General features: G+C 47.7%; 22 protein-coding genes. 12 read left to right on the forward strand and 10 right to left on the reverse strand.

Annotated elements, in window-relative coordinates:
* Positions 1-11: 11 nt before the first annotated feature.
* Positions 12-959, reverse strand: coding sequence for an ornithine carbamoyltransferase (argF, locus tag FD977_RS09110; RefSeq protein WP_215305164.1), 948 nt, complete (start codon positions 957-959; stop codon positions 12-14).
* Positions 960-1,111: 152 nt separating this feature from the next.
* Here argF and FD977_RS09115 point away from each other — a divergent pair, with 152 nt between their 5' ends.
* Positions 1,112-1,426, forward strand: a complete 315-nt coding sequence (locus FD977_RS09115) for a DUF3579 domain-containing protein (RefSeq protein WP_215305166.1) — start codon at positions 1,112-1,114, stop codon at positions 1,424-1,426.
* A gap of 75 nt (positions 1,427-1,501) precedes the next feature.
* Here the strand turns inward: FD977_RS09115 and rpsT are convergent, their stop codons facing one another.
* Positions 1,502-1,768, reverse strand: a complete 267-nt coding sequence (rpsT, locus tag FD977_RS09120; protein ID WP_046330744.1) for a 30S ribosomal protein S20 — start codon at positions 1,766-1,768, stop codon at positions 1,502-1,504.
* Positions 1,769-1,921: 153 nt separating this feature from the next.
* On the opposite strand from rpsT, the gene murJ reads away from it, so the two are divergent.
* A complete protein-coding gene (gene murJ / locus FD977_RS09125) occupies positions 1,922-3,475 on the forward strand; it encodes a murein biosynthesis integral membrane protein MurJ (RefSeq protein WP_215305168.1) in 1,554 nt (517 codons plus the stop codon).
* Positions 3,476-3,480: 5 nt separating this feature from the next.
* On the forward strand, positions 3,481-4,323 hold the full coding sequence (locus FD977_RS09130) for a SirB1 family protein (RefSeq protein WP_215305170.1): 843 nt from the start codon (positions 3,481-3,483) through the stop codon (positions 4,321-4,323).
* A gap of 19 nt (positions 4,324-4,342) precedes the next feature.
* Here FD977_RS09130 and FD977_RS09135 read toward each other — a convergent pair whose 3' ends face one another.
* Positions 4,343-5,002: a DedA family protein gene (locus FD977_RS09135; protein WP_215305172.1), complete on the reverse strand. Its 660-nt coding sequence runs from the start codon at positions 5,000-5,002 to the stop codon at positions 4,343-4,345.
* Between the two features lie 67 nt (positions 5,003-5,069).
* On the opposite strand from FD977_RS09135, the gene miaA reads away from it, so the two are divergent.
* Entirely contained in the window at positions 5,070-6,074 is a 1,005-nt protein-coding gene (miaA, locus tag FD977_RS09140) for a tRNA (adenosine(37)-N6)-dimethylallyltransferase MiaA (RefSeq protein WP_215305174.1), read from the forward strand.
* An 18-nt stretch (positions 6,075-6,092) separates the two neighbouring features.
* Here the strand turns inward: miaA and purM are convergent, their stop codons facing one another.
* Positions 6,093-7,145 (reverse strand): phosphoribosylformylglycinamidine cyclo-ligase, encoded by a 1,053-nt coding sequence (gene purM, locus FD977_RS09145; RefSeq protein ID WP_215305176.1) that lies wholly within the window; start codon positions 7,143-7,145, stop codon positions 6,093-6,095.
* Positions 7,146-7,218: 73 nt separating this feature from the next.
* Between purM and FD977_RS09150 the strand changes: the two genes are divergently transcribed.
* The 6 genes from FD977_RS09150 (at position 7,219) to panB (ending at position 12,495) form a co-directional block, all read left to right on the forward strand.
* The gene (locus tag FD977_RS09150) at positions 7,219-8,208 is read left to right on the forward strand and encodes an AI-2E family transporter (protein WP_215305178.1); all 990 of its coding nucleotides are present in this window, start codon (positions 7,219-7,221) and stop codon (positions 8,206-8,208) included.
* Between the two features lie 12 nt (positions 8,209-8,220).
* Positions 8,221-8,979 (forward strand): DnaA regulatory inactivator Hda, encoded by a 759-nt coding sequence (gene hda / locus FD977_RS09155; protein WP_215305179.1) that lies wholly within the window; start codon positions 8,221-8,223, stop codon positions 8,977-8,979.
* 6 nt (positions 8,980-8,985) lie between these two features.
* Positions 8,986-9,666, forward strand: a complete 681-nt coding sequence (locus tag FD977_RS09160; RefSeq protein WP_215305181.1) for an HAD family phosphatase — start codon at positions 8,986-8,988, stop codon at positions 9,664-9,666.
* A complete protein-coding gene (gene pcnB, locus FD977_RS09165; protein WP_215305183.1) occupies positions 9,663-11,063 on the forward strand; it encodes a polynucleotide adenylyltransferase PcnB in 1,401 nt (466 codons plus the stop codon). The genes FD977_RS09160 and pcnB overlap by 4 nt, the downstream gene beginning before the upstream one ends.
* A 71-nt stretch (positions 11,064-11,134) precedes the next feature.
* On the forward strand, positions 11,135-11,662 hold the full coding sequence (gene folK / locus FD977_RS09170) for a 2-amino-4-hydroxy-6-hydroxymethyldihydropteridine diphosphokinase (protein ID WP_215305185.1): 528 nt from the start codon (positions 11,135-11,137) through the stop codon (positions 11,660-11,662).
* 17 nt (positions 11,663-11,679) lie between these two features.
* Positions 11,680-12,495 (forward strand): 3-methyl-2-oxobutanoate hydroxymethyltransferase, encoded by an 816-nt coding sequence (panB, locus tag FD977_RS09175; protein WP_215305187.1) that lies wholly within the window; start codon positions 11,680-11,682, stop codon positions 12,493-12,495.
* Positions 12,496-12,509: 14 nt separating this feature from the next.
* Here panB and dnaJ read toward each other — a convergent pair whose 3' ends face one another.
* From dnaJ to hrcA, 5 genes are all read right to left on the reverse strand, one after another.
* Positions 12,510-13,646: a molecular chaperone DnaJ gene (dnaJ, locus tag FD977_RS09180; protein WP_215305189.1), complete on the reverse strand. Its 1,137-nt coding sequence runs from the start codon at positions 13,644-13,646 to the stop codon at positions 12,510-12,512.
* 98 nt (positions 13,647-13,744) lie between these two features.
* Positions 13,745-15,676 (reverse strand): molecular chaperone DnaK, encoded by a 1,932-nt coding sequence (gene dnaK / locus FD977_RS09185; RefSeq protein ID WP_215305191.1) that lies wholly within the window; start codon positions 15,674-15,676, stop codon positions 13,745-13,747.
* A gap of 185 nt (positions 15,677-15,861) precedes the next feature.
* Complete coding sequence (grpE, locus tag FD977_RS09190) at positions 15,862-16,422, reverse strand: nucleotide exchange factor GrpE (RefSeq protein ID WP_215305192.1); 561 nt, start codon at positions 16,420-16,422, stop codon at positions 15,862-15,864.
* A gap of 82 nt (positions 16,423-16,504) precedes the next feature.
* On the reverse strand, positions 16,505-17,599 hold the full coding sequence (gene hemH, locus FD977_RS09195; RefSeq protein WP_215305194.1) for a ferrochelatase: 1,095 nt from the start codon (positions 17,597-17,599) through the stop codon (positions 16,505-16,507).
* A 45-nt stretch (positions 17,600-17,644) separates the two neighbouring features.
* Positions 17,645-18,667 carry a heat-inducible transcriptional repressor HrcA gene (hrcA, locus tag FD977_RS09200; protein ID WP_215305196.1) on the reverse strand — a complete coding sequence of 341 codons (1,023 nt, stop codon included), beginning with the start codon at positions 18,665-18,667 and terminating at the stop codon, positions 17,645-17,647.
* 37 nt (positions 18,668-18,704) lie between these two features.
* Here hrcA and FD977_RS09205 point away from each other — a divergent pair, with 37 nt between their 5' ends.
* Both FD977_RS09205 and recN read left to right on the forward strand, forming a co-directional pair.
* Positions 18,705-19,610, forward strand: a complete 906-nt coding sequence (locus FD977_RS09205; RefSeq protein WP_215305197.1) for an NAD kinase — start codon at positions 18,705-18,707, stop codon at positions 19,608-19,610.
* 26 nt (positions 19,611-19,636) lie between these two features.
* Positions 19,637-21,307 (forward strand): DNA repair protein RecN, encoded by a 1,671-nt coding sequence (gene recN, locus FD977_RS09210; protein WP_215305199.1) that lies wholly within the window; start codon positions 19,637-19,639, stop codon positions 21,305-21,307.
* Here the strand turns inward: recN and glnE are convergent.
* Positions 21,304-24,129 carry a bifunctional [glutamate--ammonia ligase]-adenylyl-L-tyrosine phosphorylase/[glutamate--ammonia-ligase] adenylyltransferase gene (glnE, locus tag FD977_RS09215; RefSeq protein WP_215305201.1) on the reverse strand — a complete coding sequence of 942 codons (2,826 nt, stop codon included), beginning with the start codon at positions 24,127-24,129 and terminating at the stop codon, positions 21,304-21,306. The genes recN and glnE overlap by 4 nt on opposite strands.
* Positions 24,130-24,201: the final 72 nt, after the last annotated feature.

Genomic DNA, 24,201 nt, shown 5'->3' on the forward strand with positions numbered 1-24,201 from the left:
TACTTCAATACTTAGTCCAAACGGCCGCAGAGTAAATACTCCATCAAGGCCTTTTGAACATGTAAACGATTTTCAGCCTCTTCCCAAACGATGCTTTGAGGACCATCAATCACTTCTGCAGAAACCTCTTCACCACGATGCGCTGGCAAGCAATGCATAAATAAAGCTTCTGGTTTTGCCAATGCCATTAACTCTTCATCGACCATCCAGTCTTTAAAAGCAGCCATACGAGAAGTATTTTCATCCTCGTAACCCATGCTAGTCCATACATCGGTAGTAACTAAGTCAGCGCCCTTACAGGCATCTTTTGGATCAGCGCAAATCGTCAGGTGCCTTAAAGCTTTCGGAGTCAATCTGGAATCATCCAACTGATAACCGCCAGGAGCGGAGAAACGAATTTGGAAATCCAAACATTCCGCCGCCTGAATCCAGGTGTACGCCATATTGTTGGCATCCCCTACCCAAGCGACCGTTTTACCCTGAATCGGGCCGCGTGCCTCTACAAAAGTAAAGATATCAGCCAATACTTGGCAAGGATGGTATTCATTAGTAAGGCCATTGATCACGGGCACACGAGAATTTGCTGCGAAGCGCTCAATAATCTCTTGGCCAAAGGTACGGATCATGATGATGTCTGTCATCCTAGAAATCACCTGCGCAGCATCCTCTACAGGCTCGCCACGGCCTAACTGGGTATCTCGAGTATTTAGGTATACAGCATGGCCGCCAAGCTGGTGTATACCCGCCTCAAACGAAAGGCGGGTACGAGTCGAATGCTTCTCAAAGATCATCGCTAAAGTACGATCGTGCAAGGGATGCCAAGTCTCGTAACTTTTGAACTTGGTCTTAAGCCAAGCAGAGCGCTTGAGGAGATAGTCGTATTCTTCGCGCGTCAGGTCAGCAAACTGCAAGTAATGCTTAACCTGGCCGGGCACTTGGGGCTTTGCCAAAGATGTCATTGTTGAGCTTTCTACAAAAGGTTTAGCTTGCATTTTTTGTTTGGGGCATCGAACTGCACGAAAATAGTTACTAAAGTCATCTTAGAGCCTTCGCAGACTGTTAAGCTAAGGTCTAAGTAACACCGATTCCTTACTACGATTTCTACGCCAACTTGAACCACAAAAAGCTTTTCATTCAAGGCATTACAAACGCTGGCAAACCTTTTCGCCCTAGTGACTGGGCCGAACGTCTTTGCGGAGTGATGGCCACATTTCGCCCGCCAGGCGACTCTGGCGATCCCCGCTTCACTTACTCACCCTATGCCACACCAGTGGTTATTGCAAACGTAACATGTGTCGTTATTGACACTAGGCTAAGAGATCTCGATCCAAGAGCGCTCGACTTTGTCATGAACTTCGCCAAAGACAACTGTCTGCCAATCGAAGAAGCCTGTGAATTCGAACCGAAGTCGCATTCTCAGCCCTAAAAACAAAAACCCGCTCTGATAAGGAGCGGGCTTAGACTCAGATTACTCTAAAGTCTGCCTAAATCTATAAAAGTCTTACGCTGCCATCGCCTTAATGGCTGCAGACAAACGTGACTTCTGACGTGATGCAGTATTTTTGTGAGCAATCTTTTTGTCAGCAATCTTGTCGATTGTGGACTGAGTTGCTGCGAATACTTTAGCAGCAGCATCCTTATCGCCAGTTTCAATTGCTTTACGAACTGCCTTGATGGAAGTGCGGAGCTTTGAACGCAAGCTAGAGTTGTGCTCATTCTGTTTTACTGCCTGCCGTGCGCGTTTACGCGCTTGTGCGGTATTGGCCATCTTTAAACCTTGCTATATAAAAATTACAAAATACGGTTAACTAAAATTCTGTGTGGGTTCGCCAAATTTGTAAGCTGACTCACCAAAACCCAAGATTTTACATTAAAGGACTAAAAAAGCCCAGCCGCTTGATAAATAGGGGAAAATTAGCCCATGAATCTGCTTTCAGCTGCCGCTAAGGTCAGCTCCCTCACCATGCTCTCCAGGATTACCGGACTACTCCGGGAAACCCTGATTGCCCGTAGTTTTGGGGCCTCCGAGTGGACTGATGCCTTTAATGTGGCCTTCAGACTACCCAATTTGCTCCGCAGACTCTTTGCCGAGGGCGCCTTTTCTCAGGCATTTGTCCCCATTTTGGGAGAAATCTCGAGCAAGGGAGATGTAAAACAGTCCCAAATCCTCGTAAACGCGGTCGCTACGCTCTTATTTTGGGCCTTGCTGCTCACGGTACTCCTTGGAGTTGTGGGCGCGCCCTTGTTGATTCTGGCGATTGCTACAGGCTTTGAGGGTGGTCCAGCCTACGATGCGAGTGTCGTGATGACCAGAATCATGTTCCCTTACATTGGGCTTATTTCGATGGTTTCCCTCTCTGCGGGAATCCTCAATACCTTTGGCCGCTTTGCCATTCCAGCATTTACGCCAGTTTTACTCAATTTGGCCCTGATTGGCAGCGCCATCTTTTTAGCACCCCACTTAGATCAACCCATTTACGCCCTGAGTATCGGCGTACTGCTAGGCGGCGTATTACAACTGGCCATTCAAGTTCCGGCTCTCGCGCATTTGGGCTTACTCCCCAGGGTGGGACTTCTCCCAGGTGCAATTAAAGCAGCAGTTCAAAATCCGGATGCCCGTCGTGTCATGAAATTAATGGGGCCTGCCGTGTTTGCGGTTTCAGTCGCCCAAATTTCTCTGATCATTAATACTAATATTGCCTCTCGCCTACAAACAGGTAGCGTATCTTGGCTGTCCTATGCTGATCGCCTCATGGAGTTTCCAACAGCACTTTTGGGGGTAGCGCTGGGAACAGTCTTACTACCGAGCCTAAGTAAAGCAAACGCAAAAAATGATTTGGTACATGCGGGTGAGCTTTTAATTTGGGGCTTACAACTCACCTTTTTACTGGCAGCGCCTTGTGCGATTGCCCTCTTTATTTTTGGCGAGCCGCTAGCAGCAGTTTTGTATCACTACGGCAAGTTCACAGCATTAGACGTCTTGATGACACAGCGTGCTCTGGCAGCTTATGGCGTTGGACTGATTGGCCTCATTCTGGTGAAGATCTTAGCTCCTGGCTTTTATTCCCGCCAAGATATCCGTACACCAGTAAAAATTGGCTTACTAGTTTTAGTGGCAACCCAACTAGCCAATTTAGTTTTTGTTCCCTGGTTGGGACATGCCGGCCTTGCGCTGTCGGTTGGCGCAGGCGCCTGCTTAAATGCCGCACTACTCTGGGTAGGTCTGCATCGACTTGGCGCACTACCTAGCTTCGCATGGTTAAAGTATTTGGGGCAGTTATTGCTTGCCTTAATCCCTTTTGCGCTCCTCTTGTATTACGCCGCCACTGCACATAATTGGATTGCACTGCAATCTAGCCCCTGGAGTCGAGTTGGACTGCTGGCTGCCTGGCTAGCCGCTGCCGCTGTGGTGTATTTCTCAGCTTTATGGCTTGTCGGCATCCGCTGGCAAAAATTCCTGCGTCATGCAAAATAGATCTTATGCCTACACAACAATTAGACTATTTCACATCCCTCGTAGCTGAAGACGAGCACTTCCCCTTAACCGAGGCGGCGGTCGCAGTTGCACAACATGCCTACCCAGATCTCGATGTTCAGGGCGTACTTGATCAGATAGATCAATGGGGTAACAAAATTAAGCAGCGCATTACTCCAGATACACCACCGATGCAGCGCCTGCAGTTGCTCAAACATGTTTTCTATAACGAGCTAGGGTTTGGCCCAAACCAGAATGATTTTTACGCGCCCGAGAATTCTTACCTCCACCAGATCATTGAGAGTCGACGCGGCATTCCAATCTCATTGGCGGTCTTAATGATGGAGCTTGGACAGCAAATTGGCTTGAATATTCGCGGAGTATCTTTTCCAAACCACTTCATGATGCGCATTTCTTTGCAACAAGGCGAAATCATCATGGATCCTCTGAATGGCGAATCCCTTTCCAAAAATCAGTTACAAGAAATGCTCGATCCCTATCTTGATGCCAAAGGTTATCGGGGTGAGCTCAGTCTGCCACTCAATATTTTCTTGCGAGCCTCTAGTTCTCGAGAAATTCTCTCGCGCTTCATGAGAAATCTCAAAATGATTTATTCAGAAAATGAGCGCTGGGAACGTTTGCTGGGTATTCAAGAGCGTCTTGTGATTTTGTTGCCAGACTCAGCTGAAGAGGTTCGTGATCGCGGCTTGATCTTTGCACAACTAGAGTATGTGCGACCTGCGATAGCTGATCTGCATCACTACTTAAGCGAAATGCCTGGCGCAGAAGATGCGGCAGATATTCGTGAGCACATCGCTACGCTAGAGAGTCAAACCAAACTGCACTAAGCAGCCCTATTGGGCGACCTTATTTCTTTTTACCTTGAAATAATTTATAGATAGCAGCCAACACAATTGGAATAGCTGCTGCACCAATGCCAATCAATACGATCACATTGAGGTTTTGGCGAATGATGGGGATATTTCCGAAGAAGTAGCCAGCAATCACTAAACCAAAGACCCACAAGAGTGCGCCAGTCACATTGAAAAACTGGAAGCGAGAGAAGTTCATTGCGGAAACACCAGCAACAAATGGTGCAAAGGTACGAATGATCGGCAAAAAGCGTGCCACGATGATGGTCTTGCCGCCGTGCTTCTCATAAAAAGAATGGGTTTTTCGCAAAGCTGCCTGATCGATCCAACGTGATTCGCTGCTAAAAATTCGTTCGCCAATCCAGCGACCGATAAAGTAGTTCACTGTATTACCAGCAATTGCGGCAATCAATAATCCAATACAGAGTGTCCACAGATTAAAGTGCTCGGTAGCGCAATAGGCTCCAGCAATAAACAATAATGAATCCCCAGGCAAGAAGGGGGCTACCACTAAACCAGTCTCAGCAAATACGATGGCAAAGAGCAAGCCATAAGCCCAGTAGCCGTATTGCTGAATCACCACGTCTAAATGACGATCAATGTGCAATAGCAAGTCACCCAACTGCAATAAGGTATCGATCAAATCGTGCTCCATCTATTTGTTGCAAGGATATTAACAGGCTAACAATACAGATTGCGACATTTCATTCTTATAATGCGGTATGCAAACTGAACCTCACATTCAGCCTACGCATTCACCTCATCAGCCACCCATACTCTGTATTGTTGGCCCCACGGGCGCAGGCAAAACCCATCTCGCAATGGCATTGGCTGAGCATGCCAAATCCCGAGGTCAAACCGTAGAGTTAATCAGCATGGACTCTGCGCTGGTCTATCGCGGCTTGGATATTGGCAGCGCTAAGCCCACTGTGGCCGAGCAAGCTGCCGTTCAGCATCACCTAATTGATATCTTGGAGCCCACCGAATCCTATTCAGCCGCGCGCTTCGCAAATGATGCCAAACGGCTAAGCGAAGAAATTCGAGCGCGTGGAAATATTCCCGTGGTAGTGGGTGGCACGATGTTGTACTGGCGGGCTTGGGCATATGGCCTCTCATCCCTACCGCCTGCAGATCCAGAAATCCGCGCCCGCCTCGATGAGCAAGGTAAGGCAATTGGCTGGCCTGCGATGCACACTGAATTAGCGAAAGTGGACCCTATGACTGCCGCGCGTTTACAGCCCAATGATTCTCAACGAGTACAACGTGCCTTAGAGGTTTATGAAATTACGGGTAAGCCTATGTCAGAACTACTGGCAGATTCACCAAGCGAAGATGGTCGAGAAGGATCGACTATTCCAGAATGGATTGATCTCATTTCATTAGAGCCCAGCGATCGCTCCCGCCTACATCAGAACTTAGAAAAGCGCTTTGATGAAATGCTCACCGGAGGATTATTAGAAGAAGTTGAGCGGTTGAGAAAAAATCCAGGCTTGCATGGCGATCTACCTGCTATTCGCTCGGTCGGCTATCGACAAGTCTGGGAATATTTATCTGGTGAAGTAGATCAAGCCGAAATGCGCTACAAGGCATTAGCCGCTACTCGGCAGCTTGGTAAACGGCAATTAACTTGGTTGCGCGCAATCGCTGGACGAAAAACGTTTGACCCGTTCAACCCAACTGAATTAAACCTAGCCCTGGAGTATTGCAAGCAAAACCTAGATAGATAAATAGGCTTTTACCGCGCATTAAATAACGATAGTTTGTGGCGCGCCAGCAGGACGCTCTACGACCTCGCCAACCGTCCAAGCATGTAAACCTTCAGCCTTGAGAGATTGAATTGCAACATCTGCCTGGTCAGTAGACACAATTACCACCATACCAATACCGCAGTTAAATACACGCACCATTTCTGCATCGGCCACGCCACCCTTCATCTGCAACCAGCGGAAGAGTTCTGGCATTTGCCAGCTATCGCGATGCAGTACAGCTTGAGTATTTTCTGGAAGTACGCGTGGAACGTTGTCCACTAAACCGCCACCAGTGATGTGAGCCATACCCTTTACATTGATCTCTCCAATCAACTTGAGCAAAGGCTTCACATAAATTTGTGTAGGGGCCATGACTACATCACCCAAAGGTCGGCCACCCAAGTCATCAGTTGGCTTAGCTCCAGCACGCTCAATAATTTTACGAACTAGCGAATAACCATTGGAGTGTGCGCCGCTCGAAGCTATCGCCAACACGACATCGCCCGGGGCAATCGTTGCACCAGTAATAATTTTGGATTTTTCAACCGCACCAACAGCAAAGCCGGCTAAATCATATTCACCAGGAGGATACATACCGGGCATCTCAGCAGTTTCACCGCCGATGAGTGCGCAACCAGATAACTCACAACCTTGTGCTATTCCACCAACGACAGTAGCCGCAGTATCCACAGTGAGCTTGCCGCAAGCGAAGTAATCTAAGAAAAAGAGGGGTTCAGCGCCCTGGACCAAAATGTCATTCACGCTCATCGCCACCAAATCCTGGCCGATCGTATCGTGACGATTCCACTCAAAGGCCAATCTGAGCTTTGTACCAACCCCATCAGTACCGGATACCAACACTGGCTCTTTGTAGCGTTTTGGGACCTCAAACAGGGCACCAAAGCCACCAATCCCAGCCAGCACGCCTTCCCGCATGGTTTTCTTGGCCAAAGGCTTAATGCGATCCACCAAGTCATCCCCAGCATCGATATCGACACCTGCGTCACGGTAGGAGAGGCCTTTTGAGGAAGAATTGGTAGATGAGTTCATGGCAGAGATAGAAGATTAGTAAGAAACGCTACTTGGTCGGTAGAATCATTGAATTCTAGAGGATTCGAGGACGATGGCTGAAATTTTTACCCCTTTTCTGACTGCATTTATTCTGGCTTACGCCTTACGCCCAGTTTGCTTGTGGCTTGAGAGGCGTAGCCTACCCCGCGCAGCGGCCGCTGGGATTGCCATGATTATTGGCTTGGTAGTCATATTTTCAATACTGACCCTCTTTATTACCCTCCTGAAAACCGAAATCCCGCTAATTAAGGCGCAATTTCCGACTTGGATCCAAAACACGCAAGCCTGGCTCGAGCCTAAGTTGAGTGAATTTCATATTGATGTGGATTGGGGCACGCTCAAATCCAGCGCTACCCAAAAAATTACTACGCACCTCAACGACAACTCTGATGCGCTAATGTCCTCCACCTTGGAGACTGTACTGATGTCAGGTAGCTCGGTGATTGCAGGATTCGTTAATGCGGTTCTGATCTTGTTTGTGATGTTTTATTTATTGATCGACTGGGACCATCTTTTCAAACTCATTAGAACGATTGTTCCAGTCCGCGCACAAGAGACAATTCACCACCTCGCAATGCACGCTGATGGCTTACTCTCGCAATACCTCCGGGGTATGTTGATTGTGATTTCGATCATGTCCGTCTTTTACAGTGTAGGGTTAAGTGTCATTGGAGTGCAGGGTGCAGCGGCTCTAGGCGTCTTCACTGCGCTCATGATTGTGATTCCCTACATCGGCATTACTCTAGGCTTTACTCTAGCCGTCCTTGCAGCCCTTCTGCAGTTTGGCCCTGGCGGTGCAATTATCGGCGTTCTAGTACTGTATGGACTGGGTCAATTCATTGAAGGCTTCTTTCTGACGCCACGTCTCGTAGGTGAGCGAATTGGCCTACACCCCGTTGCCGTGCTCTTTGCCTTATTGTTATTTGGAAAGTTATTTGGTTTCTTTGGCGTACTACTTGCATTACCCATCAGCGCTGTGGGTTTAGTACTTTTGCAATATGGCTGGACACGCTACACCCAAAGTCCGTGGTACCAAAAGTAAATTACTGCAGCAATGAATAGCCCCTCACTACCAAGACAGTTTGCTCTCGACATCGGTCACACACCTAAACCCAGCTTGAGTAATTTTTTAGCCGGGGAAAATCTAGCGCTGCACTCTACCTTGCTGGCTGTAGCCAAATCCTGGGAAGCGCATGCTCCAAGATTAGCTAGTGAGAATCCTCTTAATCAACGCTGGATCTATTGGTGGGGCCCCGAAGGCTCTGGTCGCACCCATTTACTCGGTGCAATTGGCAATGCTGCTCAGCAATTAGATTTGAAATGCTTCCACCTGACTCCCAGTGAACCCATTTCCTGGGTGAGTCTCGAGGAGGGCCTGCCTGCCCTGTGCATCAGCGATACGCCCTCAGTTATTACGGTTGATGACGTGGATCGACTGGATGAGCGCCTGGTAGCCTCCTTATTTCGGATTCTGAATGCCATTCAGGGTAGTAAAGCAATTCATATTTTCATGGCAGGTAACGCCGCTCCTGGCGCATTAAAACTTCGCGAAGACCTGCGCACCCGCCTGGGATGGGGTTTGATCTTTCAAACTCATCTTTTGGGCGATGATGAGAAAATAGAAGCCTTACAACAAGCAGCACAAGCGCGCGGCTTGGTTTTATCGTCAGATGTATTGCCTTGGTTGCTCAATCGCTTTTATCGCGACATGCCCAGCCTGATGGCCTTGATTGATGCCTTAGATGCTTACTCACTAGAAACAAAACGTGCTGTTACATTGCCCCTCGTTAGAGAGCTCTTGCAGCCTAAATAAATATTAATGACTCAATTAGCACTGTTCGATTTAGATCACACTCTTCTCCCCTGCGATAGCGATTACGAATGGGGTCAATTCTTGGCACGCATTGGTGTAGTCGATAGCAAATACTATGCGGAGCAGAATGAACGCTTTTATCAAGATTACAAGGATGGAAAGCTGAATATTCAAGAGTTTCTTCGCTTTGCATTAAAGCCACTCTCCGAACATTCCCGCGCTCAGCTTAAAGAATGGCATGACGCCTTCATGCAAGAAGTCATTACTGGCCAGCTTCGTCAACAGGCGCTTGATCTGGTGAAGCGTCACCAAGATGCTGGCGATCTTTGCTGCGTTGTAACTGCAACCAATAGCTTTGTTACTCGCCCCATCGTAGAAAGTTTTGGGATTGAACATCTTGTCGCTACAGAACCTGCCACTGTGGGGGATCAGCCTTTCGCTGATTTCACGGGTGAGGTTAAGGGAATCCCGAGTTTTCGGGAAGGAAAAATTCAACGAGTGCATGATTGGCTCGCTACTCAAAAGATCGCATTCGATGAATTGCCACAAAGTTATTTTTATTCAGACTCGATGAATGATTTACCTCTCCTGGAGAAAGTGAGCAATCCTGTTGCTACTAATCCAGATGCTCGCCTACGTGATGAAGCCTTAAAACGTCACTGGCCCATACTTGAACTGTTTGCATGATTACCAAATTTATTAAACGTATTTTGCGTCGTGATCCCATGATCCGACATACTGCAGCCCATACCTCTGGTGCGCCGAAAAGAGTTCCTAAAAAAACTCACCGCATTGACCCAGACTTACTTTCGAAAAATGCCGTGAAGGTAACTCAGACTTTGCAGCAGGCCGGCTATGATGCTTTTATTGTGGGTGGCGCCGTACGAGATTTAGCTTTGGGCATTGGTCCTAAGGACTTCGATGTAGCAACGAATGCCACCCCAGAGCAAGTGCAAAAACTTTTTCGTAAAGCACGCCTCATTGGTCGTCGCTTTCAGATTGTGCATGTCACTTTCTTCGGCAAAGGCCAACCGGAAATTATTGAGGTATCCACCTTTAGAGCCCTATTAGAGAACGCTGGCGAGCATGTGGCAGAAAATGGCCGCATCTTGCGCGATAACGTCTGGGGTAGTCAGCATGAAGATGCTGCACGCAGAGATTTCAGCATCAATGCGATGTACTACGACCCCGCTACTGAAACCGTACTCGACTATCACGGCGGTATGGCTGACATGCAGAAGAAAACCTTGCGCATGATTGGTGACCCAGCGAAGCGCTATCGTGAAGACCCTATTCGTATGCTGCGCGCCATTCGTTTTGCTGCTAAGACAGGCTTTACATTGGATGTTGCAACACGCGCGCCCATCGCTAAGTTAGGTAAGCTAATTCATGATGTTCCATCGGCTCGCCTCTTTGATGAAATTCTCAAGCTACTCATGTCTGGTTATTCATGGGCTGCGATTCAAGGTTTAAAGGATGCAGGTTTACACCACGGCCTCTTGCCTTTACTTGATCACATCTTAGATCAGAGTGCAGACTCTAAAGAAGCGAATGATTTTGTTCGTATTGCCCTTGCCAATACTGACCAACGTATTCAATCCGGCAAAAGTGTTTCGGCCGGATTCTTGTTCGCGACTTTGCTCTGGCCAGATCTACTAGGCAACTGGAAAAAGAATATTGCCAAAGGGATTTCCAATATTCCTGCACTGCATGATGCGATGGATGAGACGATTGCCAGTCAAAGCAGTGGCATGGTGATTCAGCGTCGCTTCGAGAGCGATATGCGGGAAATCTGGTCAATGCAACCCCGCTTTGAAAAGCGTGTTGGACGCTACCCCTATCGCCTCATTGAATCTCCACGCTTTAGAGCGGGTTATGACTTTATGCTCCTGCGCTGTGCCACAGGAGAAAAGAATCCAGCCCTAGGCGAATGGTGGACCAGTTTTATTGAAACTGACCCGACTGGGCAAGAAGCCCTGATGGCGAGCGTTAAAAACGAGACTGGCAATAGCGCCTCCCCAACAAAACGACGTCGCCGTAGAAAAGCCAAAGTGGCCGAACCTACCGAAAGTGCAGCGGACTAAGCAGACTTGAGAAAAATTCAGTAAAGTAGTTTCAGTAGTCTTTGTGTACCCTTCTCTCGTTTGGAATGAGCATGGCTCGAGCTTTTATTGGATTTGGTGGAAATGTCGGTGACACGCGTCAGCTTATTACTGATGCGATTGTGTGCCTCGCACAGCGTTGTGAGCTCCAAATACTAGCTAAAAGCTGTTTTTACCAAAGTGCGCCCTTTCAAGCTACCGGGGGCGACTATATCAACTCTGTGATTGAAATTGAAACGCAATTAAGTCCGTATGGCCTTTTGCATGTCTGCCAAGCAGTCGAACAAGAATTTGGCCGCGAGCGTCCCTATGCAAATGCACCCCGCACAATTGATCTCGATATCCTGTCCTTTGAGGGCGTATCTCAAACGGACACAGAACTCACCATCCCTCACCCCAGAATGATTGAACGCTCCTTTGTTCTGCTTCCTTTACTGGAAATTGCTCCAGATTTCTTTTTGCCGAATCTGGGCGAACTCAAGGCGTATTTACCTGATGTAGCCGATCAGCGCATTGAAAAACTCTCTTGTCGCAACTGTAATTGCGGTGAAAAACAGGTTTATAGCCAATCAGCGCATTAATTCATTAAACTCACGCCATGGGTTACTTACAAGGCGATAAGCCAATGACGATTTCTAAACTCCTCGCCATGCGTGCTGAGGGTGAAAAAATTACGATGCTGACAGCATACGATTCAACCATGTCAGCCTTGTTAAATCGCAGCGGAGTAGACACCATCCTGATTGGAGACTCATTAGGGAATGTGATTCAAGGTCACTCCAGCACCACTCCGGTAACCGTTGAGCAAGTGGCATATCACACCGAATGTGTGGCCCGCGCCAACTCTCACGCCTTCATCATTGCTGATCTGCCTTTTGCCAGCTATGGCGATCCTGTTCAAGCCTTAGATTCAGCAGCAGAACTCATGCGCGCAGGTGCAGATATGGTCAAACTGGAAGGTGGTGATTGGCAAGTTGGCATCATTCAGTATTTAGTAGAACGTAGTGTTCCTGTTTGTGCGCACTTAGGTTTATTACCTCAGTCCGTTCACATCCTGGGTGGCTATAAAGTTCAAGGTAAATCCAAAGATGCTGCAAGCCTGATGCTTGAGCAGGCAATAGCGTGCGAGCAAGCTGGCGCACAAATGATTGTGCTCGAAGCCATTCCATCCTCATTGGGCAAGCTCATTACCGAGTCACTTTCTATCCCCACCATTGGAATTGGTGCAGGCGCAAATTGCTCTGGCCAAGTATTGGTGCTGCAAGATATGTTGGGTATCAGCCCTGGAAAGCCGCCAAAGTTTGTTAAAAACTTTATGGATGGGCACGCCTCAATTGAGGCGGCAGTCAAAGCCTATGTTCGAGAAGTGAAATCCGGAAAGTTCCCCGGACCCGAACACGGCTTTGCTGGATAAGTTCAAACTACTAGTTAACTAAAAAAGCTCTTGACGCCGTCGAACCAACCCTTTTGATGGGGGTTATGTTTATCGCCACCCGATTTCAGGCTATCGTCAAAGCTCTGCAGTAATTTTCTCTGTTCATCAGTTAACTTGACTGGAGTCTCGATCGCAACGTGAACGAAGAGATCGCCCACGATAGTCGAGCGCAAACCTTTGATACCCTTGTTACGCAAGCGGAATGTTTTTCCAGTTTGCGTACCCTCAGGAATCGGAAACTCAACCCGCCCTGAAAGCGTTGGAACTTCTATATCTCCACCAATCGTTGCAGTTGCAAACGAGATCGGCATTTGGACATGTAAATCACTGCCATCACGCTCAAATACCTTATGGGGTTTTACTCTCACCTCTACATAAAGATCGCCGGATGGTCCACCATTGACGCCGGGCTCGCCATTTCCAACCGAGCGCACGCGCATACCATCATCAATACCCACAGGGATTTTAATTTCAAGTGTTTTTTGTTCTTTATGTTTACCGCTGCCATGACAAGTCTTGCATGGTTTTGGAATGTACTCACCAGTGCCACGACACTTGGGGCAAGTTTGTTGCATTGAGAAAAAGCCTTGCTGGACACGGACTTGGCCATGACCGCCGCAAGTAGTGCATCTCTCGGCTTTGCTACCAGGTTCAGCGCCAGTGCCATGACACGGCTTGCAATTGCTCCAGCTTGGCACCCGAATTTGAGTCGTGTAACCCTCGGCAGCTTGCTCAAGAGTGATCTCCATGTTGTAACGTAAATCGGCACCTTTATAGACCTGCGGTCCTGACTGACGTCCGCCACCTTGTCCAAAAATATCGCCAAAGATATCGCCAAAAGCGTCAGCAAAACCGCCACCGCCAAAGCCACCGCCACCGCTACCAAAACCACCTGATTGATCAAGGCCAGCATGACCATACTGATCATATGTAGCGCGCTTATTTGGATCCGTTAAAGTTTCGTAAGCTTCTTTAACTTCTTTAAATTGCGCTTCCGCTGTTTTGCTATCGGGGTTGCGATCAGGATGATGCTTCATCGCCATTTTTCGATAAGCTTTTTTTAGCTCCTCATCGCTTGCGCCTTTGGCAACTCCAAGGACCTCGTAATAATCGCGTTTACTTGTAGACACAAAATTCCTCTCAACAACCTGAATGACACAAGTCGGCGCATGGCCGACTTGTTATTTAAGTACCTCTAAACTACGTTAAATGACTCTTAATTAAGGGTTTATTTCTTGTCATTCACTTCTTTAAAATCCGCATCCACCACGTCAGCATCGGGAGCAGCAGCTTGTGCGCCACCAGGCGCTGCGCCAGGAGCACCACCAGCCTTAGCCTGTTCTGCAGCCATGGCTTTTTCACCCAGCTTCTGACTTGCTTTACCCAAAGCCTCAGTCTTAGCCTCAATAGCAGCTTTATCGCTACCCTTGATGGCTTCGTCCAATTCTTTCAAGGCAACTTCGATTGCTTCTTTCTCGGAAGCCTCTAAAGCAGAGCCATGCTCTTCCAAAGTCTTCTTAGTGGAGTGAGCTAAAGCGTCAGCAGTGTTACGTGCGGTAACTAATTCCAATGCTTTTTTATCTTCATCGGCATTCGCCTCAGCATCTTTCACCATGCGTAAAATTTCTTCTTCAGTCAAGCCTGAGTTTGCCTTGATGGTGATCTTGTTCTCTTTGCCAGTCGTTTTGTCTTTTGCAGTGACATGCAAAATACCGTTGGCATCAATATCAAAAGTCACTTCAATTTGTGGCATACCGCGTTGTGCCGGAGCAATACCCTCCAAATTGAACTCACCGAGTAATTTGTTGGCAGCAGCCATCTCACGCTCACCTTGGAAGCACTTAATGGTTACCGCAGGCTGGTTATCTTCCGCTGTAGAGTAAACCTGTGAATGCTTCGTCGGAATGGTCGTATTCTTCGGAATCATCTTGGTCATGACGCCGCCCAAGGTTTCGATACCCAAAGACAATGGGGTTACGTCCAGGAGCAATACGTCTTTACGATCACCAGACAATACTGATCCCTGAATCGCGGCACCCACTGCAACTGCCTCATCTGGGTTCACATCTTTGCGTGGCTCTTTACCGAAAATTTCTTTTACCTTGTCCTGAACAGCAGGCATACGGGTTTGACCGCCGACCAAAATCACATCATCGATTTCAGCGGGATTTACGCCAGCGTCTTTAATTGCAGTCAAGCAAGGACCAGCCGTACGGTTGATCAACTCTTCTACCAAAGATTCCAACTTAGCGCGGGTCAACTTCAAGTTCAAGTGCTTAGGGCCGCCTGCATCAGCAGTCACATATGGCAAATTGATTTCAGTCTGTTGTGCAGATGACAATTCGATCTTGGCTTTCTCAGCAGCATCTTTCAAACGCTGCAATGCCAATACGTCCTTACTCAAATCTACGCCTTGCTCTTTCTTGAACTCAGCAATGATCCAGTCAATGATGCGCTGGTCAAAATCTTCACCACCCAAGAAGGTATCGCCGTTAGTAGAGAGCACTTCAAATTGCTTCTCACCATCTACGTTAGCAATCTCAATAATGGATACGTCGAATGTACCGCCACCCAAGTCATACACAGCGATCTTACGATCCACTTTGTCTTGCTTGTCCAAACCAAATGCCAATGCAGCAGCAGTTGGCTCATTGATGATGCGCTTAACATCTAAACCAGCGATACGACCTGCGTCTTTAGTGGCTTGACGTTGGCTATCGTTAAAGTAAGCAGGAACAGTAATCACTGCCTCAGTCACTTCTTCGCCGAGATAATCTTCGGCGGTCTTTTTCATTTTGCGCAGAATTTCTGCTGACACTTGTTGTGGTGCCATTTTTTTGTCGCGTGCTTCTACCCAGGCGTCACCGTTGTCCGCTTGCACAATTTTGTAAGGCATTAGGCCAATATCTTTTTGCACTTCCGCATCAGTAAATTTACGACCCATCAAACGCTTTACTGCGTAGATAGTGTTTTTAGGATTAGTTACTGATTGGCGTTTTGCGGGTGCACCAACCAACACTTCGCCGTCTTCAACATAAGCGATGATGGAGGGAGTTGTGCGGCCGCCTTCTGCGTTCTCGACAACTTTAGGTGCATTGTTTTCAACAACCGAAACGCACGAGTTCGTGGTTCCTAAGTCAATTCCGATAATCTTTCCCATAATGGCTCCAAAAAATTAAGTTACGTGTAATTCCGTCAAACTGCGAATAATTCGATAAGGAATAAATGGGGTCGAAGAAGAGAAATTCAAGGGTTCAAAAGCAAAAAAGGCAGATTTCTGCCCTTTTTTATCTTTTTTGACCCCAAAAACCCCATTTAGAGGCTTTTTTAGGGACTTTTAGCACCTTATTTAGGCGCGCTCACAGTTACCAAGGCTGGGCGCAAAATACGATCAGCAATGGAATAACCCCTTTGCAAGACTGAAACCACCGTATTGGCCTCCTGGTCTGAAGGAACTGAAGCAATAGCCTGGTGGTGGTGCGGATCGAACTTATCACCTACAGCAGGATTAATCTCAGTCAAGCGACCTTTTTCAAAGGCAGACAGTAGTTGTTTAAGGGTGATCTCCAAGCCCTCTTTGAAGGCCTTGGCATCTACAGTTTCTGCGTTCAGGGCTGCATACAAACTATCTGTAACCGGCACGAGGTGCTCAGCAAAACTTTCAATCGCAAACTTATGTGCCTTTGAGATATCTTCGGCGGCACGGCGGCGAATGTTTTCACCTTCGGCCTTAGTGCGTAGGAAGTTATCCTGCATCTCGGTGAGCTTTTGATTTAACTCGGCAATTTCTTGCTCTGGAGTTTTTACTTCAGCCTCCGCAGGGGCGGCTTCAGAACCACCTACAGCTTGAGGATCGGCAGCAGTATTTTCTTGCTCAGGAGATGGATTTTGATTTTCTTGGGTCATGGGTGCAAATTCACTTTTCTATCAGGATGGCTACTTCTCAACAATATGGGGCCGATTTAGGCAATTTCAAGTGCGCCAAACTTTAAGTAATCTTCGCTTTAGCTAACTCAGCCAAGCGGTCGCGCTCCTGCAATACCGCATCTGATTCAACACCTAAACTCCAACCAGATAGATGCTGCTGGGCAATGTCGTACATGGCATCGATCCACTTTGGATTGCTATTTAAGCAAGGGATATAGCGGTAGTCTTTGCCGCCATGCTCCAAAAAGATCTCACGCGCTTCCATTGCAATCTCTTCTAGGGTTTCTAAGCAATCGGCCGGAAATCCTGGGCAAAAAATATCCACTCGTTTACAACCTGCTTTACCCAACTCTTCAATTATCGGAGCCGTATAAGGCTTAAGCCACTCCGCTTTACCAAAGCGAGATTGAAAAGTGACTAAGTATTGTCCAGGCTCTAGACCTAATGACTCACCAAGCAGGCGGCCAGTTTTCAAGCACTCACAATGGTAGGGATCGCCCTTCATTAAATTGCGCTTGGGTAGACCGTGGAAAGACATCACAAAGCGGTCACCTGCAGCAAAATCTGGGCGACCATCTTTATCCCATGCGCCGAGTACTTGGTCACGTAATGCTGCAATATAGGCAGGGTTGTCGTGATAGTACTTAACCAAACGCAACTCGGGTTGATTGCGCCAAGTCCCCAGTACGCGAAACACTTCATCAAAACTCGACGCAGTAGTAGTTGCCGAATACTGCGGATACAGCGGTAGTAATAAAAGACGCTCCATACCCTGTGCCTGTAAGGCTTCTAGGGCTTGTTGAGTCGAAGGTTCGCCATAACGCATGGCTAAATCTACCAACACGACTTGACCGTGATTGGCGAATTTCTCACCCAACTCTTTTGCTTGTAGGCGTGAGTAATGCATCAATGGAGAACCTAATTTTGGCAACCAAATTGAGGCATATTTTTTTGCAGACGCACCACTACGAATCGGCAAAATAATACCGTTCAAAATACACCACCAAATAATGCGGGGGATTTCTACAACACGTGGATCGGATAGAAATTCTTTGAGATAGAGTCTGACTGCCTTAGCCGTTGGAGCAGAAGGAGTGCCCAAGTTAAGCAATAACACTGCTGTCTTAGAGGGGCGTAAGTGGGGATTTTGATTCAAGGAATATTCGTCTTTATTAAAGAGAGCCAAAAGATATAAATTTTACTAAGAACTGATTGGCGCACTTAATGCGCCCGATAACAACTTAGAGGTGATGTCGACAATCGGAATTACTCGATCGTATGCCATACGAGTAGGTCCAATCACACCAAGGGTTCCAACGATCTGACCATCCACACTGTAGGGTGCACTGATGACCGCCAAATCTTCATATGGCAGCAAATCACTTTCACCGCCAATGAAGATTTGAATGCCATCGGCATGACTAGATACGTCTAACAACTGCATAAGGACCGACTTTTGCTCCAACATATCAAACATCTTGCGCAGCTTATCCAAATTAGTACTGAGATCGCCCACATTCAGTAAGCGTCGCTCACCTGATAGCAACATATCTCCTTGACCCATACCGTAATCACTAACACCACTGTGTAACGCTAAGGTCATTAGCCCCGAGATATCGGTTCGCAAGTTATCTAAATCAGAGGCAAGATGAGCGCGTACCTGAGCAAAACTCTTGCCGGCAAACTGAGTATTGATGTAATTTCCGGCCTCAACTAGCTGACTTGGAGTGTAGTCCTGCGAGGTGGGGAGAATACGGTTTTGAACATCGCCTTCAGGAGTAACCATAATGAGCAGGATTTTGCCTTCACCCAGCCTCAAGAATTCAATATGCTTAAAGACCTGAGCCCGCTTAGGCGTCATCACCACCCCGGCAAAATGAGTCAAATTGGACAGAATTTGCGCAGCGGAATTCAGCACCCTTTGGGGCGAATCTGGCAAAAGCCCTTTTTCCATCTCGCGAGCGGCAATTTCTTCTAGAGGGCGAACGGTCACCATCGTATCCACAAAGAGGCGATAGCCCCTTGGGGTTGGGATGCGGCCCGCTGAGGTATGGGGGCTGGTTACCAGCCCCATTTCCTCTAGATCCGCCATGACATTACGAATCGTGGCCGCAGAAAGATCCAATCCCGAGAATCGAGATAGGGTGCGTGAGCCAATAGGCTGCCCCTCTTCGATATAGCGCTCGATGAGGGTTTTCAGTAAGGCGCGGGAACGATCATCCATGGTGGAAGGGATTTTATGCGTATGGTTTAATCGTTATATGTTAAGCCCATCCCCAAATTCCAGCAAAAAGGCCTTTAGCCGGGTTGCACTTGTCGGCAAATATCAGGCTGACGGCATACAAGAGCGCCTTAAGGACCTGGCAGTGCTACTTGGCCAGCAAGGCTGTGAGGTCTATATTGAAAGCGCTACCGCCAGCCACTTAAGCCTAACTGCCTACCCGATCAAAAAAGTAGAGGAGTTTGCAGGAGCTATTGATTTAGCAGTAGTTTTAGGTGGTGACGGAACAATGCTGGGGATTGGACGTCAACTGGCGGGCAGTAATGTCCCCCTCGTTGGCATCAATATGGGTCGCTTGGGTTATATGACCGATATCGCCATTCAGAACGTTGAAACAGTTTTGCCGCAAATTATTGCTGGTGACTACGAAGCCGATACCAGAACACTACTAGATGCAGTCGTATTGCGTGATGGCAAAAAAATTAATCAAGCCCTCGCCCTCAATGATGTTGTAGTTAATCGCTCCGGAATATCAGGAATGGTGGAGCTTGCAGTGCGCGTCAACGGTTCATTTATGTACAACCAGCGATCAGATGGCTTAATTGTGTCCACTCCTACCGGCTCAACGGCCTATGCCCTTTCCGCTGGCGGACCGATTCTGCATCCACGGGTTGCCGGAATTCTATTGGCACCAATTGCACCGCATTCTTTATCTAATCGCCCCATCGTCTTGCCACAAGATATTCTGGTGAGCATTGAGGTAGTTGATGGCAGAGAAGTGATTGTGAACTTTGACATGCAATCACAAACGCATTTGCACTCCGGTGACATCATTGAAGTCAGTCAATCTGAAAAAACTATCACCCTACTCCACCCTCGCAGCCATAGTGACTACAAAACCTTGCGCGAGAAGTTACATTGGAATGAGTACCCATCGACATTCTGATGTCGAATTTTTTGGTACGCTAAACCATGCTACAAACACTATCGCTTCGCGACTTTGTCATTGTTGACCAGCTAGAGCTCGACTTTTCCTCCGGGTTTACAGTCTTAACTGGTGAAACAGGTGCTGGTAAGTCCATCCTCTTAGATGCTCTCAGCTTGGTATTGGGCGAACGTGCAGATAGCAGCCAAATTCGTGAAGGCTGCAACCGCGCAGAAATTAGCGCCCTCTTTCGGATTGATCCACAGCAAATTGAACATTTCAATCAATGGCTAGATGAGCAAGGCTTTCCACTGGAAGATGGTGGACAAAGTCTTTTACTGAAAAGAACTGTAGAGACTAATGGCCGTAGCCGCGCCTTTATTAATGGCAGCGTAGCAACCTTGGTACAACTGCGAGAAGCAGGTGATCAGTTAGTGGATATTCATGGTCAACATGCACATCAACTATTGCTTAAAGGTGGCGCGCAACGCGAACTACTGGATCGCCATGCCAACCACCTAGATCTGGTTACTGAGGTCTCCCAATTATTTAAAACCCTGAATGACTCGCGTCGCAGACTCGAGCAAGCTGAAAATGCTGGACAAGATATTGAACGCGAGCGTGAGCGTTTGGAATGGCAATTAGAAGAGCTCACCGAACTTTCTCCGCAAGAAGGCGAATGGACTGCCATTCAAAGTGAGCATGCACGTCTGGCCAATGGCGCAAAAATTATGAGCGGCTGCCAAGAAGCAATTGATACCTTGAGCGATGCAGATAACTCTGTCGAATCTACCCTCTCTAAGGCCAGCGCCAATATCAGCACCTTAGCAGAGCATGATTCTGCACTCAGTGATATCAGCCAAGCCTTAGAGTCAGCCCAAATTCAGATTGATGAAGCGGTCCATGGCCTCAATCGTTATTTACAAAAACTCGATTTAGATCCTGCACGTCTCAGCGAGGTGGAAGAGCGCATGCAAGCGCTTCATGGTGCAGCTAGAAAATACCGTACCGAAGCAGATGAATTACCAAAGCTTCTTTTAGATACTACTGAACGCTTAGAGGCATTAACGGCCTCGCAAAATATAGAAGCTTTACGTGAGAGGGTGAAACAAGAAGAGCTCGCCTACCTAAAGCAAGCAAAGCAGCTTTCACAAAAACGCAGCAAGGCTGCACTAGATTTAGGTAAGCAAGTTACCACTGCAATGCAAGATCTATCGATGGCAGGTGGACAATTAGAGATTGCCTTACTACCTTTAGCCGAGGGTGGCGCTCATGGTCTTGAGCAAATTGAGTTTCTGGTTGCAGGCCATGCTGGCAGCACTCCACGTTCACTAGCTAAAGTAGCTTCCGGCGGTGAATTAGCTCGTATTAGCTTAGCTATTAGCGTCATCACCAGCAAGGCATCCTTTACACCTACGCTGATATTTGATGAAGTCGATGCTGGTATTGGCGGCGCTGTTGCGGAGACGGTTGGGAAGTTGTTGCGACAACTTGGCGAGTCTCATCAAATTCTGTGTGTGACCCATTTGCCGCAAGTAGCTGCGCAAGGCAATCACCATCTCAAAGTCAGTAAATCTCAGGCGGGTGATAAAACCCTCTCTCAGGTCACTCCACTTGGAAGGTCTGAGCGAGTAGAGGAAGTTGCGCGCATGCTTGGCGGGGCAACGATTACCGATACCACACGCCGACACGCTCGCGAGCTCCTAGAGCAAAACTAAGCCGGTTCAGCGTTCGAAGGGGCCAGAAATATTTCTTGCCATAAAGTCAGAACCATATCTCTTGCTTGAACCAGTTGTGGCTCAAGCCCCAAATCTACCCGCGTCTTTTCTGCACCATCTAAACGTAAGCGGTGTTGACGCGCCCGAAGAAAGCGATAGGCATCTCCTACCTCTTGCGCTATTGCAGTTTGAATTAAGCCTGCCTCTCCAGCAATCCGAAGTAAAGCGATGTTTCCTAGATTGCCAATCAGCTGTGGATAGGTGTTTGAGAATGCCAGTACTAAAAATTGCACGATAAATTCAATATCCACCATGCCGCCGGCATCATGCTTCAAATCAAAGTCGGGGCTAGGGTTTGGATGTCCAGCATGAACCTTGCGACGCATTTCCAAAATCTCATGGCGCAGTTGTCCAACATCACGCTTCTGACTTAAAACTTCAAATCGCACACCGTCAAAGAATTCTCCAACCACTCTGGATCCTGCCGAGAATCTAGCTCGCGTCAGAGCTTGATGTTCCCACACCCACGCAGCATTACCACCCTCCCGCATCTGGTATTTTTTAAATGCATCAACACTGGTTACCAAAAAACCAGCAGAGCCATTTGGACGAAGACGTGTGTCGATTTCAAATAAGTTGCCAGCTGATGTGTAGGCAGTTAACCAGTTAATCATCCGCTTAGCGAGTAAGGCATAAATTTCTTGAGCAGCAAAATCAGTTTCTTCGGCTTGATATAAAAAAACCAAGTCTAAGTCGGAGGCATAGCCCAACTCTTTACCACCCAACTTGCCATAAGAAATGACTGCGAATGGCGCAGTCGTATCCAGCGGCAATGCAAACTTCTGGGCAACGCCAGGCCATACCCGCTCAAAAGTGGTCTGCAATATCAAGTCTGCCAAAGCAGATAGATGATCACTCACCTTCTCTACTGAAAGCTCGTGATCCACACCAATTCCTAAATCCGCGAGCAAAGTAATAAAGGTTTCGGTGTGATGGGTAATACGTAAAATATCCATCGCCTGCTCTGAGCCATCACCATCTGCCATCACGTCATCAAGACGCATATCTAAAGTCGCTTTTACTTCCTGCCAATACTGCTCTGGATTTTCAATCAGGGCTTTCTCAGTACGCGAGTTGAGTAAGTAATCCAAGAGATGGGGATGGCGAGTTAAATATTGCGCTCCCCATTGAGAGGTCTTGAGTAAAGCTAATACATTTAATAGTGCCTGAGGATATTCAGACAAGATAGATAGATAGGCACTGCGCCTTGCAACCGCTTCTAGCAAATCAAAAAAACGTAGTAAGGTTTGATCTGCGCTAATCACAATAGGCTGATCCATTTGCAAGTTCTCTGCCGCCTTGCGAATGAGGTTGTTGAAAATGATCCTGCTTTTTTCTGATAACTGTCTTTGCTTAGAGCTGTCCCCCCAAGCTAACCAACGGGCTGTAGCCTCTGGGAACAGCGTGGTATCAGGTTCCCAGCCTGCTGGCAATGAGGTATTGTCTAAGCGTGTAGCATCATCGAGTACAAAAGCTTTTTCGAAATACTGGGCTACTGCCGTTTGGTGTTTATCGAGCTCAGATAAAAAACGGGCTTGCTCTTGAATCTGATCAGGGCCGACCATACTCGCCGCTAAACGAGTACGAGGACCCTCGTCCTCGGGCAAATAGTGTGTCTGCTGATCTTCCCAAACCTGGATCCGATGCTCTAAGCGACGCAAGTAAACGTAAGCCGCCTTTAAATCATCAACCTCTTTAGCGGGCAAAATACCTTGCTGCTTTACCAACTCCAACACCTCTAGAGTAGGCCGAATGCGAAAACGCGGATCTGTCCCACCGCGCATCAATTGAAACATTTGTGCCAAGAACTCAATTTCGCGGATACCACCACGACCCAACTTAATATCCCTAGATCGACCATGATGATTGGACGAGCGCTTCTCAGCTTCATGCTGTATCTGCCTATGCAATTCACGGATAGAAGCAATCACACCGTAATCTAAATGGCGGCGATAAACAAAAGGGCGAATCAGTTGGTCTAGCTCACGCTCGCAATAGGCAAAGGAAGATGAGTCAGATAAAGGCGAGATCAACCTACTCTTAATCCAAGCGTAGCGCTCCCACTCCCTACCTTGTACCAATAGATATTCTTCGAGCATATCGAGACTACAGACTAGGGGCCCTGAATCTCCATTAGGCCTCAGACGCATGTCCACCCGAAATACAAACCCATTGGCATCATGCTCTGCCAATAACTTAATCAGACGCTTACCCATTCGTGTAAACCACTCGTGATACGACAGGCTCTTAGGTCCACCCTGAGTATCACCTTCGTGCTCATACAAAAAGATCAGGTCAATATCAGAAGAAAGGTTGAGCTCTAGCCCACCCAACTTACCCATACCCACGACCATTAAAGGCATCTCTGAATCTGTAACCCGACTCCAAGGCAAGCCAAAACGACGCTGCTGATCTGCTCGGATATAGGCAATCGCAAGGGCTATTACCTCCTCAGCAAAATGACTCAATGCCTGCGTTACCTCACTGAGATCGGCCATACCATTGAGGTCTCGGAAGGCAATCCAGAGCATGAGGCGTTGCCTTGCCAGCCTCAGATCCGCCATAAACTGAGCCTCATCTTGCTCAGGGGCTGCTAAAGCATCTTGGCAAGGACTCAATAGATCTCCAATTCCAATCAGATCCACTTTTTGGGCGCCCTGAGAACGAAGCCAATCAACCCAATCAGGGTGGGAGTTGAGCCAGCGTTGCGCGTAGCTGGAGTGCTGCTTTAGAAATTCAATTTGAGCGGCAAAATCAGTCATTTCTCCATCTTAATCCGACTCTCGACTCAAACTTGCAGAAGCTTGGCGATCACCTAATAGCTGACGGATAAT

Origin of the sequence: Polynucleobacter sp. AP-Elch-400A-B2 (assembly GCF_018688355.1) — a bacterium.
Classification (GTDB): domain Bacteria; phylum Pseudomonadota; class Gammaproteobacteria; order Burkholderiales; family Burkholderiaceae; genus Polynucleobacter.